We start from the raw sequence: 17,838 nt of genomic DNA, 5'->3' as shown, positions 1-17,838 counted from the left end.
ATAATTGAGCTAATAATTCGAGGAGAAGATAATAATGAAAGTAAGGCGTAGTGATCGGTTGATCGACATGACCAGTTATCTGTTGGACCACCCCCGGGAATTGATCTCCCTGCCGTTTTTCGTGCGGCGCTATGATTCGGCTAAATCGTCGATCAGCGAGGATCTGGCCATTATTAAACGAACTTTTAACACGCGCGGTTTGGGGCGCGTTCAAACACTGCCTGGCGCGGCTGGTGGTGTGCAGTATTTGCCAGGTGTTAGTCAGAGCGGCGCGACGGATTTCCTGGGCATGATGGCCCTGAAATTAGCCGAAAAAGAGCGGCTATTGCCCGGCGGCTATCTCTATTTGTCTGATTTACTTGGTAATCCGACTTATTTGCGAATGATCGGGCGGTTGATCGCGGCGCTTTATGTTGATCAACAGGTCGACGCGGTGATGACGGTGGCCACTAAGGGCATTCCCATCGCGCAAAGCGTGGCCACTTGCTTGGGCGTTCCTTTTGTGATCGTGCGGCGCGACGCGAAAATCACCGAAGGCGCCACGGTCAGCGTGAATTACGTCTCTGCCTCCTCCTCACGGATCGAGAAAATGGAGCTCTCCAAGCGTAGTCTGCCCGAGGGCGCGAATGTGGTGATCGTCGATGATTTCATGAAGGGCGGCGGTACGATTCACGGGATGCATGATCTGCTCAAGGAGTTTGAGGCCGAGTTAGTCGGCATTACCGTTTTTGCTGAAGCGACTTTTGCGGGGCAACGGGTGGAAACCGAGTACACCTCATTGTTGAATGTAGTGGCTGTGGACACGCACGCCAGCGAAATCAAAGTAGAGTTAGGCAATTATTTGGACAAATTGGCCGCGGTCACCTCAGATCAGGCCTGAATTCAGCCTTGGGTTGAAGGCTGGGTTCGTTAGCAAGTTTTGGCTGTTAAATTTGTGGCTTGGAGTTTGGAAATCGGGGTAGATTTCCAAACTTTTTTTACGGTTATTTTCGCTCAAGCGCTAGGTGAGCATCGTTTTGCAACTGCGCGCTTTTGGGATGGCACGGCAACGCCACTGATTTGGATCAGGCGGTCGGGACAATTCGGCTAGCGCCAAAAACCATGCCTTAATAACTTAAACGAAGGTTGACTTGAAATCGGCTGATCTGTTCGAGTCATCAAAAACCTACGCTAGTTCATCAAACAAACCGTGCTGGTGTCACCAATGTAAAGCTGAAGGCCACTAACCACGGCCATCAATTGCGTGGCTCTCAATCCATTGACAATTGCTTGCCGGATGGCGTGAGTGCTCAAACGACTGCTATAACGTTGAGCGGCTGGAGCGGAGCGTGGCGTTGGTGGTTCGCTTGTTCGTCTGGCGGAAGGTCGGGCTGGGGGTGAGTCAGCCGCGATATTATTGTTGGCGATTTATCGCCTACAATAAGGCCGAGCTTGAAGATTTTCGGTGGTTTTCCGAAAAGCTTCAAGTCGTGCCCGCCGCGTTCCACCACCCCCAGCCCGACCTGGAGCCCCACCGCATCTGCCATCCACCAACGCCACGCGCAGCACAAGCTGCGGCCAAATTACTTTTATCGGGCTAGAGCCACGACCCGCCACGCCTTTTTCCATTGAGTTTATTTTGCGATTAAGTTATGATTAACATGATTCAAGAGTCAAAAATCTCTAAATTGGTTTACTGAAGGGAAGCTTATTATGTCAGGGCGTTATACCGTTATTTTAGCAGCTGGTCAAGGAACACGAATGAAGTCGAAGTTGTACAAAGTCTTGCACCGTGTTTGTGGCCGGGCCATGGTCGATCATGTATTGACACAGGTCGAACAAACAAATCCAGAGAAAATCGTGACGGTCGTGGGTCATGGGGCTGAAGCGGTCGAAGAATTATTAGGTGCGCGCAGTGATTATGCCTTTCAAGAAGCACAGTTGGGGACTGGACACGCGGTTTTGCAAGCGGAGGCGAAATTAGGTGCTTTGGCCGGGATGACGTTGGTGGTCAATGGCGACACCCCATTGTTAACGGCGCAAACCTTTGAGAAATTATATGCTTATCATCAAGCAAAGGGCGCCAAGGCTACGATTTTAACCGCGCATGCCAGTGATCCCACTGGTTACGGTCGCATCATTCGCAATGAATTAGGCATTGTCGAAAAGATCGTCGAACAAAAAGATGCCACCAAAGAAGAGGCCGCGGTTACTGAGATCAACACCGGCGTTTATTGTTTTGATAATCAAACCTTGTTCAAGGCCTTGCATCAAGTGACCAATCATAATGCCCAAGGTGAGTATTATTTGACCGATGTGATTCAGATTTTGAAGGATCAAGGCGAGATTGTTGCCGCCTACCAAACGCCTGATTTCAATGAATCTCTAGGTGTGAACGATCGGGTGGCGTTGGCGCAGGCCACTAAATTGATGCAACGGCGGATCAACGAGGGACACATGCGCGCAGGCGTGACCTTGATCGATCCCGAAACGGCCCACATTGACGCGGATGTGCAGATCGGCAATGATACGATCATCGAAGGCCAAGTCAATTTGAAGGGGCAGACGGTGATTGGCTCTGATTGCTATATTGGCGCGAATTCTGAGCTTAACGATAGCCGCTTGGCCGATCACGTTCACGTGACCAGCTCAACGCTGGAACAGGCGCAAATGGCCGCTGGTTCAGATATTGGCCCGAATAGCCATTTACGGCCACAAGCAATTATTGGCGCGGATGTGCATATCGGTAATTTCTGTGAAGTCAAAAACGCGACGATTGGCGCCCGCACTAAGGTGGGCCACTTGAGTTATGTTGGCGACGCGACCCTGGGCAGTGACATCAATGTTGGTTGTGGTGTGGTTTTTGTTAACTACGATGGTGTCCACAAATTTCATAGTGAAGTTGGCAGTCACAGTTTCATCGGCAGTAATTCCAACATTGTCGCGCCAGTTAAATTAGCGGATCATAGTTTTGTGGCGGCGGGTTCAACCATCACGGATGACGTGCCAACACGGGCTTTGGCCATCGCGCGGGCGCGCCAAACAAATAAAAATGACTATTGGCAGAAATTACCCCTTGCTCAGGACCCCGAATGGCATTAGAATTTAGGTAGTGTGTAAAAATAGGAGGAAACAATGACAAGTAGTTGTGCTGATTCAAAACTGAGGATTTTTTCGTTAAATTCCAATAAGCCTTTAGCGGAAAAAATCGCGGCTGCAGTTGGTGTACCCCTGGGTAAGTCATCCGTAACACGTTTCTCTGATGGTGAGATCCAAATCAACATCGATGAGAGTATTCGTGGTGCCGATGTTTTCCTGATTCAATCGACCTCAGCGCCGGTCAATGATAATTTGATGGAATTATTGATCATGATCGATGCGTTGCGCCGGGCTTCAGCGAGAAATATCAATGTGGTGATGCCTTATTACGGCTATGCGCGTCAAGATCGTAAGACGCGGGCCCGGGAACCGATCACGGCGAAATTAGTTGCTAATATGTTACAACGTGCTGGCGCTGATCGGATTTTGGCATTGGATCTCCACGCTCCCCAAATTCAAGGCTTCTTCGATATTCCCGTTGATCACCTGGTTGGCTCGCCATTATTGGCGGACTATTTCCTGGCGAATCACTTGGAAGAGAATGCTGTTGTTGTTTCACCTGACCACGGTGGTGTTGGTCGGGCGCGGAAATTAGCGCAGTTCTTAAAGGCGCCGATCGCTATTATTGACAAGCGTCGGCCGCGAGCGAATGTGGCTGAAGTCATGAACATCATTGGGAAGGTTTCCGGTAAGCGGGCAATCATTATCGATGATATGATCGACACTGCCGGGACGATCACCTTGGCGGCTCAGGCCTTGATGGACGCTGGCGCCAGTGAAGTCTACGCGTCGTGTACCCACCCAGTGCTCTCCGGTCCAGCAATTGAGCGGATCACCAAGTCACCAATCAAGAAATTGATCGTGACCGATTCGATCAATTTACCGCAAGAGAAGGTCATCGATAAAATGGTTCAAGTTTCAGTGGGACCATTAATGGGCGATGCGATTCGCCGGATCTATCATGATGAACCTGTGAGTCCGTTGTTCATCAATCGTTATCAGGGTCACAACCAAAATCAATAAGTTTTCGACCAGAAAAGGACCACGGCGCTGAAATATGCCGTGGTCCTTTTGAGTTGAAATTTTGGGTCTAGTATCCTAGCACAAATCATATTTTAGTCTTGGTAAGATCAATCTAGTTGGACCCGTGCATATTGACTCGAAATCCATTGCTGGCCACCAAGATTATACCAGGTTTCTGCGCCGTTGCTGGCCTGGGCGAAAACGCGCCAGCGCGACTGATGGGGAAGTTTGTTCCAGGTGGCCAGTTGCCGGTGGGCACCATAATGATTCCAAAGCGCGATGCCATAGCCTGGCTGATAGTTGATAGTAGCGACCCCCTTTAACTGAGTGATGCGATAATTGTCGTTAGTTGGTGCCTCTAGTTTGAGATACTTAGCTTGAACCCATTGCTCCCCACCAAGATTGTACCAAGTTTCGTCCGCGCGGATGGCCTTTTCGAATATCCGCCATCGGGATCGATGTGGGAGCCGCTTGACTTGTTTTCGACCGTAAACCAAGTGACGGGTGTCTTGAAAATCGTCCCAGACAGCAATCCCATAGTTGGGATGATAGACGACGGTGCCAATGGCATTCATGGGATTGACTTGCCAAGTGGTTGTTTCGTGGATACGTTGATAACGATAAATGATAACCACTGTACCAGAACGAAATGTGCCGGCCGCGTTGCTGGGATTTGCCGTCAAGGTATAGCCGGCAAATGATGGCGCCTTGGTCTGATAAGTGGTGCCAATAATACCTTGTAGCTGGGCTGGGGCTTGGAGGTCCTGTCCATCAGGATCCAGGTACTGAACTTGGACGTTACCCAATTCGCTTGGATGTGGGAGCGCCTTTTTCTGGTAGTGATAAGTAACGGTCAAACCCGCTTGATCACTAAAAGTGCCGCTCGCGTTGGTTGGGTGACCTGCCAGTTCATAGCCGGTAAATTGTTTACTTGTTGTTGTATACGGATCCCCGTAGAACTTACCCGCGGGTGAAATTGTTTCCGTATCCAATAGCGTGTGCGCTTGATCATCGACTTGATAATTAACGGTAATGGCAGCGGCCGGATTGGCATCGTAGTAGTAATAAATATCGCCCTGATCCCGGTTGGAACCCGTCAACGGCTCGTTATCGGTGACGGTCTTGCCAGCGCTGTCGATCTTTGTGGCGTCAACATGATGTGTTTTGGAAATGGTGTAACCGGGAATCTTCCGATCGACTAGACTGGAAAGATCATAAGTGCTAGGCTTGTTTGTTTCTTGTTTGAAATCAATATATTGATTTAAAAAAGGAATCTGGGCCAGTTCTTTTCTGGCGGTCGTCTTGTGTGGATTGGCGATGAAGTGAATCTTCGTGGCCGGACTGGCCTGCTTTAAATCGACCTCTGAGCCTGCAAACATGACCTTTTTAATGGCATCAATCGGCGCTTCCGATCCAAGCATGTCATTGTGAACCACACCACCTAGTTGCAAACTGATCCCGTAAGAAATAGGTACCCCGGATCGATAGGAAGAGCCGAGTTCCAATGACATATGGCCTTTGAGGGTATCGTTATAAGGAAAGTTGCTGGGATGCTCGCTATACCTACCAATGGTTCCCTGATCAGCGTGCCAAAAGAATTGGTCGACAAAATATCGTTGTGGATATTGACTAACATGATCATAGTGTGGTGAAAAAACCGAGGCGAAAATATATTTCTTGAAGATTTCGGCCATTTGCGGATAGGGCTGCCCATTGGCGTCAAGCATCTCATTGATTCCGTAAGTCGTTGTTTCTATATTAGGATCAGGATCGGCCCCGCTGAAATAGATGCATAGTTGCGTGTTGATTTGTTCGCCTTGAACTTTAATATTTGGCGCTGCCACCAATGCCCCCAATAAAAGAGCAATTCCCAAACTTAAATAGCGCTGGTGCCGTTTACCTAACTTCAATCGTCCCACCCCTAAGTCTTTTTTTGCAACGTGGTCACCACCCCTGCGCTTTCCGCTTAGCTACGCAATTGTCTTGGAAGCGAAGCGCGGCTGCCAAAACAATCGTCAAGCTTATGCTCCAGCGCTCCCTGGAGTGGTTCACACGCTGGTTTGAATACGCGCTAATAATAGCATGGTCTCATGATGAGACAAATGCTTATTTCCGTTGATTTATTAATTTTTCTGACGACTTTTTGTCAGATAAAAACGCAACAAAAAAACTGATGGCTCGTCAAGCTGCTTGTGCTTGATGGTCATCAGTTTTTTTGCGGGACATTTCTCAGTTATGACTGATGGTGTTCCGAGGGTTGCTCGACTTTGGTGGCTTGTTGCGCTGCCAATAAATCCCGGATTTCCTTCAAGTATTGTTCGTCAGCGGGGATCACTTCTGGCTCTGGTTCGGCCGGCTGGGTGGTCAGATTGCGCAACTTGTTGAACGATTTGACGATCAGAAAGATCACGAACATCATGATCAGAAATTGGATCACATCATTGAGGAAACTGCCGATAGTAAATTTAGCGGCGCCAACTTGAAAGGAAATCGAGGATAGATCAACGGACCGGGTAAAAATCCCGATCAAGGGACTTAGCACATTTTTGGTGAGGGAAGCGACTAAGCCATTAAAGGCGCCCCCGATCAAAACACCAATGGCCATGTCGATCACACTGCCACGAGAGATAAATTCACGAAATTCTTTGATCATTGTTGTTCACTCCTTAGAAAGTTAAACTTACGCGCGCGGGTCAACCAAGCAGTCGTTGCGTAAATAAGTTTGGAATTCTTGATACAGTGGTTCGAAAAGTTGGAGCTCTTCGGGATGGATCATTTCTCGAGGGAAGAAGAACCGCTCATCACCGGTACTCTTCCCGGTGATCGCCGCGACGATCGGACTGACCGTGGAAAGTTCTTCCAAGGTGCCATCTTGTTCCATCAGCTCAATTTGCGTTTTTGGTTCCTTGGAAGAGGGATCGTAGGCGTCATACGGCAAGTCGTAACTGTCATTTACGGCCGTGTAATATTGGGGATTGAATCCGGCCGCCTCGATCAATTCTTGCAGATGGGGCAGCAAGTCACGGGTCTCTGGGGTGAAGCGCACCGACTTCAATGGCCGCCGATCGAGAAAACGTGAGGTCAAGTCGCGTAAGATATCATCAGGATGGTCCCGCCACAATGTGAAGTAGGTTGTCAATACGCCGTCGTCTAACCGCAAATAGTCTTGCAAGGTGAAGTCATCTTCGAGAAACGGAACTAATAGGGTGGGGGTCTGCTCGTGGTTCAGCTGACCATGTTCGTAGAGATATTTGGCACGATGGAGTAAGTGATCGAGAATCACTTCCATTGACCGACTGACAGGATGGAAATAGACCTGTTGATACATTTGGAAACGACAAACGATATAGTCTTCCACGGCGTGCATACCACTGGCCTCAAAGGCGATGCCATGGCGGTAAGGCCGCATCACCCGTAAAATCCGGGTCAGATCGAACATGCCGTATTTCGTGCCGGTATTATAGGCGTCCCGCAACAAGTAGTCCATCCGGTCAGCGTCGATCTGACTGCTGATCATTTGCACAACTTGGGGATCAGCGTAGGTTTTGCCGATCACGCTGGCGACTTTTTCTGGGAAATCTGGGCTGACGCCGCGTAGGACTTGGTTGACTTCTGTTTCAGGAGAAGTCAAGATTTGTCGGGTGATCGCCTCATGATCCGTTCCGAAAATGTGCTCAAAAGTGTGGGAGTAGGGCCCGTGACCGATGTCATGCAGTAAGGCCGCGCATAAGGCGACCAGACGTTCCTCGTCGTCATGCCACAAATGATCTTCAGGGGTCTTCGAAGGATAATTACGTTGGAAATTGTTACAAATCTGCCGCGTGATTTCATAAACGCCGACACAGTGGGTAAAGCGAGAATGCTCCGCGCCGTGAAAAGTATACGAGGACGCGCCCAATTGTTTGATGCGACGTAACCGTTGAAACTCGGATGTGTTGATCAAATCAAGAATGACTTGATGAGTCACATGAATGTAGTTGTGAACGGGATCGCGCAGAACTTTCTCCCGCGGTAGCATGATTGGTTTTTCCATTACGGACAACTCCTTTTTAAACGTGTTCGCCACCCCAGCTTCTTGCGCTTAACTACGCCAGGCTTCTGGAGGCTAAGCCCAGCCTCCAAAATCCTGGCTAGGTTAATGCTCAGAAGCTACCCGGGTTGGCTCTCACTCTGCTTTAAACGTGTTCGCCACCCAGCTTCTTGCGCTTAACTACGCCAGGCTTCCGGAGGCCAAGCCCAGCCTCCAAAATCCTGGCTAGGTTAATGCTCAGAAGCTACCCGGGGTGGCTCTCACTCTTTAGTTCAGATTGATTTCACTGGATCGGCTGATTGAGTTCAATCAGCGCTTGTTGTGCTTGGTTAAAGTAGGTTTGGTATTCTGGTTCCGCAAGCAGGTCCATGAAACGCAGTGGGTCCAATTCAGTGCCTTGAGTCTGCAGGCCCGCTTGGATCATTTGCAGGGTTTGGCGAACTTGCAATCCGGGAAGGAAGGCCGCTAATGTGGTCATGACTTGCGGGTCGACCGCTGGGAAAAGTGGCGGTTGCCCGCCACTGGCCTGATAGAAGGTACGCATCAATTCACCGCGCTGAGGTTGATCGCCGTTGACCCCTAAATAGGCCATGATTGCGGTTGCTCCGCGGCTCCGCCGTTGGGCGATGCCGGCGACTTTTTGCGTGCCCAGACTGAGATCGAACGTTCCCGGGCAATATGACGTTGCCACTTCGCCAGGAACCAGCGCCAGCTTCTCGGCGGCGAATCCGGCCTGTAAAAGCGCGGTCATCATTTGATAGCCTTGGTTGATCGTCACTTGGTAATTGGGCGGTAGGATCAGCGAGATGTTTAGGATACCTTGATCACTGGGGATCCCCAGGCCACCAGCGTTACGGAAGAAGTAGTGCCAGCCCGTCTGACCAAGACCCTGCAAACCCGCGGATAATTGGGGTAATTGTCGATCGCGCAGCCCCAAGATCACAGTCTGTTCAAGCGTCCAGTAATGCAATAATGGGCGTTGCGTTCGTTGCACCAAACGCATAAACGCTTGGGTATCCGCAAAAGCGGCCAACATTTTGTTAGGGGGGTAATGGCATTGCAAGACATCAACGACTGGTGTCGGATTTTCAAAAATGATGATGGTCACCTCACAAACTAAGCTAGCCTTAGTATAGCGTAAACTCCGTCTTCAGGGCAAAAAACATGCTATTTTTTTCGGGTAATTGTGGTCTAGGCAATTGCGTAGGGAGCTGGGTCGGTGAGCGCATCTCAAAAGTGTGCGAACCGACTTGGGTAGCTCCTGAGCATTAGCCTAGCAAAAGTAGCTTGGCCGCAGCTTGCGCTGCGAAATTCGGGGTGAGCTCGCTGTGGGCGTCACTTTGAGCTTCGCGAAACCCGCGCGAATCTCAAAGCTGAGCCTTATTCTAAGCGGCAAAGCCGCTAAGAATAACGACACGGCGATCTCACCCCGAATTTCTCCGCTCCAGCCGCTCAACGTTATAACAGCCGTTTGAGCACTCACGCCAATTGGCAAGCTATCGCCAATTAATGAGGAACCACGCAATTGACGGCCATGGCTAGTGGTCACCAGCTTTAAATTGGTGACACCAGTACAGTTTGTATGATGAAGGAACCTAGTCTCAGCGAATCAACTGAATCGGTCGGTTTCCACTTAAGGATTGTTGAGAGAACTGGTAAAGATGTTCAGTCTACACAAAATGTCCCGACAGCTTGATCCAATTCAGTTGGTGTTGCAGTACCACCTCAAAACGGGCAATTATTTGACCACTAGCTTGCAAAACCACTTTGTCAGATACCCAACTTTGATTGCAGATAGGCTCAATTCTGCCTAGCAACCGCCTCAGGACGTGTGGCTCAGCGGTGAGATTATTCTTAGCGATTTATCGCTTAGAATAAGGCTCGATTTGAAGACAAGCCGCGCACTTTGCGGATTGGCTTCAAACGATGCCCACCGCGTTCCAGCCACGACAAACGTCCTGAGGCGGTTGCGTCCCCACCAAACCCAGCACACCTGCAATTAAGCGGACGAGCAAGAATAGGAACCGGTCGTTTCCAATCAATCCAAACGATGCCCACCATGTTCGACCAGAGTGCGAGTCAACCCGGGTATCCCCTGAGCATTAGCCTAGCCAAGCTTTTGGAAGCGGTCCTGTGCTTCCAGAAGGCTGGCGTAGCTAAGCGGAAGGGGATAGGTCGCGTAGCACGTTTCAATAAAGTGCGCACGACCGGTTGATTTGCTATATAATTAAAGCGATTGAGAAAAGAGGCGGTAGTATGCTTGATTTAACAGCACCAATGCCCGTGCACTTACAAATGTCGACACGGATCGAACAGGCAGGTGAGATCACGGCCCATCATTTCGATGAACCGGGTCAACTGGTCCAAATGGGATCGACCTTGTATTTGCGTTATCGGGAACGCGATCCGGAAACTGGCGCCCAAACGCCGGTCACGATGAAGATCCAAGGAGATGGGTTGGTGATCTTGACACGTGGTCAAGCGGATCTGCGGTTACAATTACATTTTCACCCGACGGAGCGAATGACCACGGCCTACAAAACGCCGTATGGTGAGATACCAGTCACGACAGCCACCACGCTGATGGAAAGTCGCATCAAAAGCGAGCCATTACATGGCGAAGTCGCGATTGATTATCAACTTTTTTCTGAAAAAGAACTGTTGGGAAAATATCAATTACGATTGATTTTCAAAGCTTAGTCGAGTATTATTAAGGATAGACTGCTGAAAGGATGTGTCCCCCCAAATGGAATTAGATGTTTTTGCGGGCCAAAAAAAATCCGAATTGTCACTGATCGAAGTTGCGCATGCCATGCTGGAAGTGCAAGGTGAAGCGATGCCTTTTGCGGATATTGTCAACCAAGTCCAACAGTACTTGGGTAAGAGCGATGAAGAAATCCGTGATCGGTTAGGACAATTTTATACTGACTTGAATATGGATGGCAGCTTTATTTCTTTAGGCGAGAACGTTTGGGGGCTACGGGAGTGGTATCCATACGAATCCGTAGACGAAGAAGTCAACCATCCGGAAGATGATGAAGAGCGCCCACGTAAGAAGCGTCGCCGCAAGGTCAATGCCTTTTTGGCCGATGTTTCTGACGATGATGACGTGATCGACTACAACGATGATGATCCTGAAGATGAAGATGATTCTGACGACGACGATGACGATGCCATCGAAGTTACTGAAGAAGATGATGATGACGACCGCGAAGAAAGTCATCCCGCTGACTTCAAGCCAAGCCTGACTGATCTTGATGACCCTGACGATAACGATGACAGTGATGAGTTGGATGATGGGATCGAAGGACAATTATCTGAATTCAACGATGACGAATTGGTTGACGACGGCGATGCCGACTTCAGTTCTGACGATGACAGCACCGATGACGATGATCATCAAGACGACGAAGAGACCAACGACGATGCCGATGATGATGACACCGACAAATAATTGAACTTGAGAAATTTTAAATCGACCCGTGCCAGTAAGCTAGTTCTTGCTGACACGGGTTTTTTGTAACGACAAAAAGCGGGTGACGCCAGGGCTCAGCCGGGCCTTTGCTACTTAGTATTAGATAGTAGTTGACAGAATTGATCATGCGCACTATACTGATCCAGTACTTAGTATTACTAGGTAAGAGTTACAAGCCTTTTAAGAAAGGATGACGAGATTGACAGGAATGACAGAATTACTAAAAGGGGTACTTGAAGGCGTTGTCCTGCAGGTAATCCAGAACAGTCAGGAAACATATGGCTATCAAATTACCAACACCTTGATCGAGTTGGGCTTTCAGGATATTGTCGAGGGGACAGTTTATACCGTTTTACTCCGGCTAGAAAAGAAAAATCTCGTGACCGTTGAGAAAAGAAAATCAACTGTGGGACCGGCGCGCAAATTTTATCGGCTGAATGACGCCGGGGTCGCTTACTTGGCTGACTTCTGGCGGAAGTGGGCCTTCCTGGTGGATCAACTGGTCAAGATCAAACATTAGCCCAGTGCCCGCTGATGAAAATAGGAGCCTGTTTGAAACATGATGATGGAGGCATTGAAAAATGAATTTTTATGATAAAGTCACGGGTCATGATCTGACGAAGTTACAGAGGGCGTATGATCAACGGATCGCCCAATTACCTCAGGACTACCAAAGTGCCTGGCGCCAGCTGAATCAGGAGATTTGGCAGTTTACCGACTTCTCCGGTCGTAATCTCTATCCAATCTTGGCCGATGTGGTCGGATTGTTCGAGGAAAGCGCGGCGGAGGGGCTGGCGGTCAGCGCGGTCATCGGGTCCAGTCTCAACAACTTCATTACGGAGTTGGCCCATGTTGAAGGCGCCAAAGATTATCGCGATAAACTGCGCGCTCAGCTCAACCAGACAATCGCGAAGAAATTAGCCAAGGAGGAAACACGATGAGTTTGAAGCAAGCTTGGGCGGAAAAGAAAGAATGGCGCGAGCTCCAAAAGCGTGTCGCGGCGTTACCCACCCGTTACGCCATCGTCTACCAAGAAATCCAGAAATATCTCATGAAAGTCGATCCAATCAATCTGACCAATGATTTTCAACCCTTGAATGAGCTGTTGGATTTGTTTGAGGATGGCGCCCGCCGGCACAAAGATGTTCTGGCGGTGACGGGTCAGGACGTGGCGGCTTTCGCTGACGGCATGATTCTGACGGATCATCCGTTCTTGGACGCGTGGCGGCAACAGGTGAATGATCGCCTTTGAAAGAACCCGATTTCAGTTCGCGAACTTCTGCATTTTGGGTCGCAGACTCCTGCATTTTTGCAAGCGTTGCAGTTGTGGACGCGCTATCCCCTAGGAACAGGGCGGCTTTCCCGACGAACCGACACTAGTGATTCCTCCGGGATAACAGGAAGTTGTCAGTTTTCCTTGACGAACGGGGCAAATGTTTGTAGAATATCTTTTGGGCGCCTTACATTTCGTAATGCCAATTGACCAAGCTCCCTATTCAATGAATAGGGGGCTTGTTTTATATTATTTCCCCGATCAGGATGAAAAGGAGCGTCAGTATGACCAAATATATTTTTGTTACCGGTGGAGTTGTTTCATCGCTTGGAAAAGGGATCGTTGCCGCCTCACTAGGCCGTTTACTGAAGAATCGTGGCTTGAAGGTGACCATGCAGAAGTTTGATCCCTATATCAACATCGACCCTGGCACCATGAACCCCTATCAACATGGGGAAGTTTTCGTCACTGATGACGGGGCGGAGACCGATCTTGATCTCGGCCACTATGAACGTTTTATTGATAATGATTTGAATAAATACTCTAATGTCACAACTGGTAAAATTTATTCCGAAGTTTTGCAAAAGGAGCGCCGCGGTGATTACAATGGCGCGACCGTTCAAGTGATTCCGCATATCACCAATATGATCAAGGAGAAAATCATGCGGGCGGCAACAACGACCGATTCTGACGTGATCATCACTGAGGTTGGCGGGACCGTTGGTGACATTGAATCCTTGCCATACTTGGAAGCGTTGCGGCAAATGAAATCTGAGGTCGGCGCGGAGAATGTTGTTTATATCCACACGACTTTAGTGCCTTACTTGCGAGCGGCTGGTGAAATGAAGACCAAGCCAACTCAACATAGTGTGAAGGAATTACGGGGTTTGGGGATCCAACCCAATATTCTCGTGGTCCGCACAGAGGAACCAATTTCCCAAGATATGCGGAATAAAATCGCGCTTTTCTGTGACGTGGACCCGGAAGCCGTGATCGAATCGCTGGATGTGGAGACACTCTATTCGATCCCGTTGAATCTGGAGAAGCAGAAGATGGATCAGATCGTCTGTGACTATCTCCATTTGACCACGCCGGCGGCCGATCTAAGCGAGTGGCGCGAGTTGGAACACCGGGTGCAAAATTTACATCATCACACCAAGATCACCTTGGTCGGGAAGTATGTCGAGTTACAGGATGCTTATATTTCCGTTTCCGAGGCCTTGAAACACGCTGGCTATTTGTATGACTCAGAAATTGAGATCGAGAAGATCCAGGCCGAAGACGTGACCGCGGAGAATGTGGCGGAACTTTTGGGTGACACTCAAGGAATCATCGTGCCCGGTGGTTTCGGTAATCGTGGGTTGGAAGGCAAGATTCAAGCGATCAAATACGCGCGCGAAAACAACGTTCCTTTCCTAGGCATTTGTTTGGGAATGCAACTGGCCTGCGTGGAATTCGCCCGCGATGTTCTAGGTTACGCTGACGCTGATTCGACCGAGGTTGACACCAATACTAAACATAAGATCATTGATTTGATGCCTGATCAAAACGATGTGGAGAATATCGGCGGCACCTTGCGCTTGGGTCTCTATCCATGCAAATTGAAGCCAGGGTCCGTGGCCGCGGCGGCTTATGATCACCAAAGTGTGATCCAAGAACGCCACCGTCACCGTTATGAATTCAACAATCAATATCGTGAAGAAATGGCGGCCAAGGGCTTTGTTTTCTCCGGTGTCTCGCCAGATAATCGGTTGGTTGAGGTGGTGGAACTTCCTGAAAAGAAATTCTTCGTGGCGGCCCAATACCATCCGGAATTCCTTTCGCGACCAATGCGACCGGAAGGACTCTTCAAAGCCTTCATCAAGGCTGCTTCTGACTTACCTGAACAACCTTGGTAGTCTGAAGATCAGCTAAAAGTAAGCCTGGTTAACGGGTTGTCTTGACAGCTAGGTGGCTGATCGCCGCAACTTTTGTTGGGATCGCGTTACCGCGCGCTTGCGTGAGAGTGGCGATGATGATATTCTTATAGGCTATTTTGACCTTGATATTAAGGCCAAAATAGCCTATTTGTTTTCAGAAAATAAAAAATGCCGGCTCATTCAGGCTGGGCAATTTGCACAGTTATTCCCGAACCCCTTCAGGCAAACTGACAAATAATAAGGACGTTGTTTTCACCGTTATGGCGTTATATAAATTTAATAACGGAAGTGGTGACCCCTTGTAATTTCAACGATAATTCTTTATGATAGGTATTGATGACTTGACTAGTAAAAAAGTCATTGGACCATTTCTTTGTGAACGCAATCAATTGAAAAAGTACTGAAAAAAACTTAAAAAAAAACATACTCAAGACGATAAGGAATCAGCTATAATGAAAAAAATGATTATCCACGGTGGAAAGCGTCTAACCGGTGAAGTCGTTATCGGTGGTGCTAAGAATAGTACAGTCGCTATTATTCCTGCTTCGATTCTTTCAGAATCAAAAGTCACACTTGATGGCGTACCACGCATTCAAGATGTTGATAACTTACGTGATATTTTAACTGACATGAACGTCACTTCAGAAGTAACCGAGCAAGGCCTGGAGATCGATCCGACCCAGATCATCTCCAAACCGTTGCCCAACGGTAAAATCAAGAGTTTACGCGCTTCTTACTATTTCATGGGGGCATTATTAGGTCGTTTTGGGCGGGCGATCGTCGGGTTACCCGGTGGCGATGACATTGGTCCGCGACCGATCGATCAGCATATCAAGGGCTTTGAGGCATTAGGGGCCACCGTCAGCAATGAACACGGGGCCATGTTTATCCAAGCGCCAGATGATGGGCTTCACGGTGCTAAAATTTATTTCGATATGGTATCCGTTGGCGCCACCGTCAATGTTATTTTGGCTGCAGTTCGGGCGACGGGCACTACGATTATTGAGAACGTGGCCAAGGAGCCGGAAATCATTGACTTGGCGACGTTCTTGAACAATATGGGCGCCAAGATCCGGGGCGCGGGCACCGATACGATCAGAATTGAAGGCGTGCCCCATTTATATGCGCGCAATGCGCACACGATCATTCCTGATCGAATCGAGGCGGGAACTTATTTGGCGATGGCCGCGGCTTGTGGCAACGGCGTGACCGTCCGAAATATTATTAGCGAACATTTAGACTCATTTTTGGCCAAGATGGAAGAAATTGGGGTTCGTTTTGACATCGTGGAAGACAGCATCTACGTCTATCCCACTGGTGACCTGCAAATGGTGACGATTAAAACCATGCCCTATCCCGGGTTCGCCACGGATCTGCAACAACCGATCACCCCGCTATTGCTGAAGGCTCAGGGTGAAGGCATGATTGTTGACACACTTTATCCGCGGCGGGTTCGTCATGTCCCTGAATTGGTGCGCATGGGCGCCAATATTTCTGTGGAAAATGACGTGATCTTGTTACACCATACCGATCAGCTTCAGGGAACCGATGTGACTGCTGATGAGATTCGGGCCGGGGCGGCGTTGATGATCGCTGGCTTGATGGCGGAAGGAACGACCACGATCCATAAGGTGGAAAACATTTTGCGGGGCTACGACCAAGTGATCACCAAACTTCGCGGTCTTGGGGCTGATGTGGAAATGATTGACGAAGATGAGCCCAGTAGCACGTTGACTAGCGCCGAAGTTTTTCAGAAAAAAGCATTGTAATCAAGCGGGTTCCGTGCTAATATCTTATATTGTCAGACTACTTACGAATATGGACTCTAGGTTAGCAAATAGCTTAGGGAAAAGGAGCTAATTATAATGAAAAAAGGAATTCATCCAGATTTCCACGAAGTTGTTTTCATGGACTCAGCAACAGGTTTCAAGTTTCTTTCAGGTTCAACTAAATCCTCAAAAGAAACTGTCGAATTTGAAGGTCAAGAATACCCATTGATCCGGGTTGAAATTTCATCAGATTCACATCCATTCTATACTGGCAAGCAGAAGTTCACTCAAGCCGACGGTCGTGTTGATCGCTTCAACAAGAAGTATGGCTTCAAGGATACTGGCGCTGGCGCTAAGTAATCAAGAATCGGATTTAATGTGGAACCACACCGCGTTTAGCGGTGTGGTTTTTTGTGTTTTTCGGCACCTAGTCGACTTATGGCGGAAAAAATAAACCGCGGCTGCGGTTTATTTAGAAGGAGTGTGGGCCACAACGGGTTAGCTCCTGAACATTAGTCTAGCAAAAGTAGCTTGCCCGCGGCTTGCGCTGCGCGTGGCGTTGGTGGATGGGAAAGTGTGGTGGGGCTCCAGGTCGGGCTGGGGGTGGTGGAACGCGGCGGGCACGACTTGAAGCTTTTCGGAAGACCACCGAAAATCTTCAAGCTCGGCCTTATTGTAGGCGATAAATCGCCAACAATAATATCGCGGCTGACTCACCTCCAGCCCGACCTTCCGCCAAACGAGTAAACAGCCCACCAACGCCAGAGTGTGAAGCTGACCAGATCGGTTCACACGTTTCAACGCCACGCTACGCTCCAGCTGCTCAACGGTATAACGGTCGTTTGAGCACTCACGTCAACCGGCCAGTTGATAATCACAGCGTTGCAGATGCCCATCCCAACAGATTACCTTTCCCGTAGAGCAATAGCATGAATGATTCAGCTAAGGCTATTCAGCAGTGATCACTGGTTCTGATGTTGGAAATAGGCATCGACGATTTCCTTGATCTTGCCAACCTGACCAGTAACGAACAACGTCGCCGGTACTTTGATTTCAGGAAGTTGCTTCTTGTTGTCGAAGTTGGCGATTTGGTCAGGGACGACTAAAGCATCTAGCGATTCCGCCGTATCGGGATCGAAACCGATCTCATACGCATCATCGAATACTTGATGGAGCTCTTGACTCAGTTTCTTATCGAATGGACTGGCAAGATTGGCATAACCCAGTGATTGGTAACTCGCGTATAAGACAAAAACGATTTTTTTCATTTC

General features: G+C 48.9%; 19 protein-coding genes. 12 read left to right on the top strand and 7 right to left on the bottom strand.

Going from position 1 to position 17,838, the window contains the following annotated elements; translation table 11 throughout:
• Positions 1 to 34: 34 nt before the first annotated feature.
• The 4 genes from purR to EKM94_RS02735 all read left to right on the top strand — a co-directional run bounded on the left by purR (position 35) and on the right by EKM94_RS02735 (position 4,101).
• Positions 35 to 880, top strand: a complete 846-nt coding sequence (purR, locus tag EKM94_RS02745) for a pur operon repressor (protein ID WP_125597116.1) — start codon at positions 35 to 37, stop codon at positions 878 to 880.
• 359 nt (positions 881 to 1,239) lie between these two features.
• Positions 1,240 to 1,380, top strand: coding sequence for a hypothetical protein (locus EKM94_RS12290; protein WP_164511075.1), 141 nt, complete (start codon positions 1,240 to 1,242; stop codon positions 1,378 to 1,380).
• 312 nt (positions 1,381 to 1,692) lie between these two features.
• Positions 1,693 to 3,081, top strand: a complete 1,389-nt coding sequence (gene glmU / locus EKM94_RS02740; protein ID WP_125597113.1) for a bifunctional UDP-N-acetylglucosamine diphosphorylase/glucosamine-1-phosphate N-acetyltransferase GlmU — start codon at positions 1,693 to 1,695, stop codon at positions 3,079 to 3,081.
• Positions 3,082 to 3,114: 33 nt separating this feature from the next.
• The gene (locus EKM94_RS02735; RefSeq protein WP_125597110.1) at positions 3,115 to 4,101 is read left to right on the top strand and encodes a ribose-phosphate diphosphokinase; all 987 of its coding nucleotides are present in this window, start codon (positions 3,115 to 3,117) and stop codon (positions 4,099 to 4,101) included.
• Positions 4,102 to 4,208: 107 nt separating this feature from the next.
• Here EKM94_RS02735 and EKM94_RS02730 read toward each other — a convergent pair whose 3' ends face one another.
• The 6 genes from EKM94_RS02730 to EKM94_RS12750 all read right to left on the bottom strand — a co-directional run bounded on the left by EKM94_RS02730 (position 4,209) and on the right by EKM94_RS12750 (position 10,079).
• A complete protein-coding gene (locus EKM94_RS02730) occupies positions 4,209 to 6,011 on the bottom strand; it encodes a MucBP domain-containing protein (protein ID WP_125597107.1) in 1,803 nt (600 codons plus the stop codon).
• 323 nt (positions 6,012 to 6,334) lie between these two features.
• Positions 6,335 to 6,754 (bottom strand): large conductance mechanosensitive channel protein MscL, encoded by a 420-nt coding sequence (gene mscL, locus EKM94_RS02725; protein WP_125597104.1) that lies wholly within the window; start codon positions 6,752 to 6,754, stop codon positions 6,335 to 6,337.
• 27 nt (positions 6,755 to 6,781) lie between these two features.
• Positions 6,782 to 8,134: an HD domain-containing protein gene (locus EKM94_RS02720; protein WP_125597101.1), complete on the bottom strand. Its 1,353-nt coding sequence runs from the start codon at positions 8,132 to 8,134 to the stop codon at positions 6,782 to 6,784.
• Between the two features lie 280 nt (positions 8,135 to 8,414).
• On the bottom strand, positions 8,415 to 9,239 hold the full coding sequence (locus EKM94_RS02715) for a lipoyl protein ligase domain-containing protein (protein WP_125597098.1): 825 nt from the start codon (positions 9,237 to 9,239) through the stop codon (positions 8,415 to 8,417).
• Positions 9,240 to 9,404: 165 nt separating this feature from the next.
• On the bottom strand, positions 9,405 to 9,680 hold the full coding sequence (locus EKM94_RS02710; RefSeq protein ID WP_125597095.1) for a hypothetical protein: 276 nt from the start codon (positions 9,678 to 9,680) through the stop codon (positions 9,405 to 9,407).
• A 273-nt stretch (positions 9,681 to 9,953) separates the two neighbouring features.
• Positions 9,954 to 10,079 carry a hypothetical protein gene (locus EKM94_RS12750; protein WP_263853223.1) on the bottom strand — a complete coding sequence of 42 codons (126 nt, stop codon included), beginning with the start codon at positions 10,077 to 10,079 and terminating at the stop codon, positions 9,954 to 9,956.
• Positions 10,080 to 10,387: 308 nt separating this feature from the next.
• On the opposite strand from EKM94_RS12750, the gene EKM94_RS02705 reads away from it, so the two are divergent.
• The 8 genes from EKM94_RS02705 (at position 10,388) to EKM94_RS02670 (ending at position 16,927) form a co-directional block, all read left to right on the top strand.
• Positions 10,388 to 10,831 (top strand): DUF1934 domain-containing protein, encoded by a 444-nt coding sequence (locus EKM94_RS02705; protein WP_125597092.1) that lies wholly within the window; start codon positions 10,388 to 10,390, stop codon positions 10,829 to 10,831.
• Positions 10,832 to 10,877: 46 nt separating this feature from the next.
• Positions 10,878 to 11,585 carry a DNA-directed RNA polymerase subunit delta gene (gene rpoE / locus EKM94_RS02700; protein WP_125597089.1) on the top strand — a complete coding sequence of 236 codons (708 nt, stop codon included), beginning with the start codon at positions 10,878 to 10,880 and terminating at the stop codon, positions 11,583 to 11,585.
• A 220-nt stretch (positions 11,586 to 11,805) separates the two neighbouring features.
• On the top strand, positions 11,806 to 12,126 hold the full coding sequence (locus EKM94_RS02695; protein WP_125597086.1) for a PadR family transcriptional regulator: 321 nt from the start codon (positions 11,806 to 11,808) through the stop codon (positions 12,124 to 12,126).
• Between the two features lie 61 nt (positions 12,127 to 12,187).
• On the top strand, positions 12,188 to 12,547 hold the full coding sequence (locus EKM94_RS02690; protein ID WP_125597083.1) for a DUF1048 domain-containing protein: 360 nt from the start codon (positions 12,188 to 12,190) through the stop codon (positions 12,545 to 12,547).
• Positions 12,544 to 12,858, top strand: coding sequence for a DUF1048 domain-containing protein (locus tag EKM94_RS02685; RefSeq protein WP_125597080.1), 315 nt, complete (start codon positions 12,544 to 12,546; stop codon positions 12,856 to 12,858). The genes EKM94_RS02690 and EKM94_RS02685 overlap by 4 nt, the downstream gene beginning before the upstream one ends.
• 305 nt (positions 12,859 to 13,163) lie before the next feature.
• The gene (locus EKM94_RS02680) at positions 13,164 to 14,777 is read left to right on the top strand and encodes a CTP synthase (protein WP_125597077.1); all 1,614 of its coding nucleotides are present in this window, start codon (positions 13,164 to 13,166) and stop codon (positions 14,775 to 14,777) included.
• Between the two features lie 473 nt (positions 14,778 to 15,250).
• A complete protein-coding gene (locus EKM94_RS02675; protein ID WP_125597074.1) occupies positions 15,251 to 16,567 on the top strand; it encodes a UDP-N-acetylglucosamine 1-carboxyvinyltransferase in 1,317 nt (438 codons plus the stop codon).
• A gap of 96 nt (positions 16,568 to 16,663) precedes the next feature.
• A complete protein-coding gene (locus EKM94_RS02670; protein WP_125597071.1) occupies positions 16,664 to 16,927 on the top strand; it encodes a type B 50S ribosomal protein L31 in 264 nt (87 codons plus the stop codon).
• Between the two features lie 602 nt (positions 16,928 to 17,529).
• Here the strand turns inward: EKM94_RS02670 and EKM94_RS02665 are convergent.
• Complete coding sequence (locus tag EKM94_RS02665; RefSeq protein WP_125597068.1) at positions 17,530 to 17,835, bottom strand: hypothetical protein; 306 nt, start codon at positions 17,833 to 17,835, stop codon at positions 17,530 to 17,532.
• Positions 17,836 to 17,838 lie beyond the last annotated feature (3 nt).

The organism is Lapidilactobacillus achengensis (assembly GCF_003946655.1).
Lineage (GTDB): Bacteria > Bacillota > Bacilli > Lactobacillales > Lactobacillaceae > Lapidilactobacillus > Lapidilactobacillus achengensis.
Note: the sequence above shows the minus strand (reverse complement) of the source record. Positions and strands in the feature narration are given on the sequence as shown.

Coding starts and splice junctions, on each gene's coding strand:
- EKM94_RS02680 (WP_125597077.1), top strand. CDS start 13,164: ATGACCAAATATATTTTTGTTACCGGTGGAGTTGTTTCATCGCTTGGA.
- rpoE (WP_125597089.1), top strand. CDS start 10,878: ATGGAATTAGATGTTTTTGCGGGCCAAAAAAAATCCGAATTGTCACTG.
- EKM94_RS02735 (WP_125597110.1), top strand. CDS start 3,115: ATGACAAGTAGTTGTGCTGATTCAAAACTGAGGATTTTTTCGTTAAAT.
- EKM94_RS02665 (WP_125597068.1), bottom strand. CDS start 17,835: ATGAAAAAAATCGTTTTTGTCTTATACGCGAGTTACCAATCACTGGGT.
- EKM94_RS02685 (WP_125597080.1), top strand. CDS start 12,544: ATGAGTTTGAAGCAAGCTTGGGCGGAAAAGAAAGAATGGCGCGAGCTC.
- EKM94_RS02705 (WP_125597092.1), top strand. CDS start 10,388: ATGCTTGATTTAACAGCACCAATGCCCGTGCACTTACAAATGTCGACA.
- mscL (WP_125597104.1), bottom strand. CDS start 6,754: ATGATCAAAGAATTTCGTGAATTTATCTCTCGTGGCAGTGTGATCGAC.
- EKM94_RS02670 (WP_125597071.1), top strand. CDS start 16,664: ATGAAAAAAGGAATTCATCCAGATTTCCACGAAGTTGTTTTCATGGAC.
- EKM94_RS02720 (WP_125597101.1), bottom strand. CDS start 8,134: ATGGAAAAACCAATCATGCTACCGCGGGAGAAAGTTCTGCGCGATCCC.
- glmU (WP_125597113.1), top strand. CDS start 1,693: ATGTCAGGGCGTTATACCGTTATTTTAGCAGCTGGTCAAGGAACACGA.
- purR (WP_125597116.1), top strand. CDS start 35: ATGAAAGTAAGGCGTAGTGATCGGTTGATCGACATGACCAGTTATCTG.
- EKM94_RS02690 (WP_125597083.1), top strand. CDS start 12,188: ATGAATTTTTATGATAAAGTCACGGGTCATGATCTGACGAAGTTACAG.
- EKM94_RS02675 (WP_125597074.1), top strand. CDS start 15,251: ATGAAAAAAATGATTATCCACGGTGGAAAGCGTCTAACCGGTGAAGTC.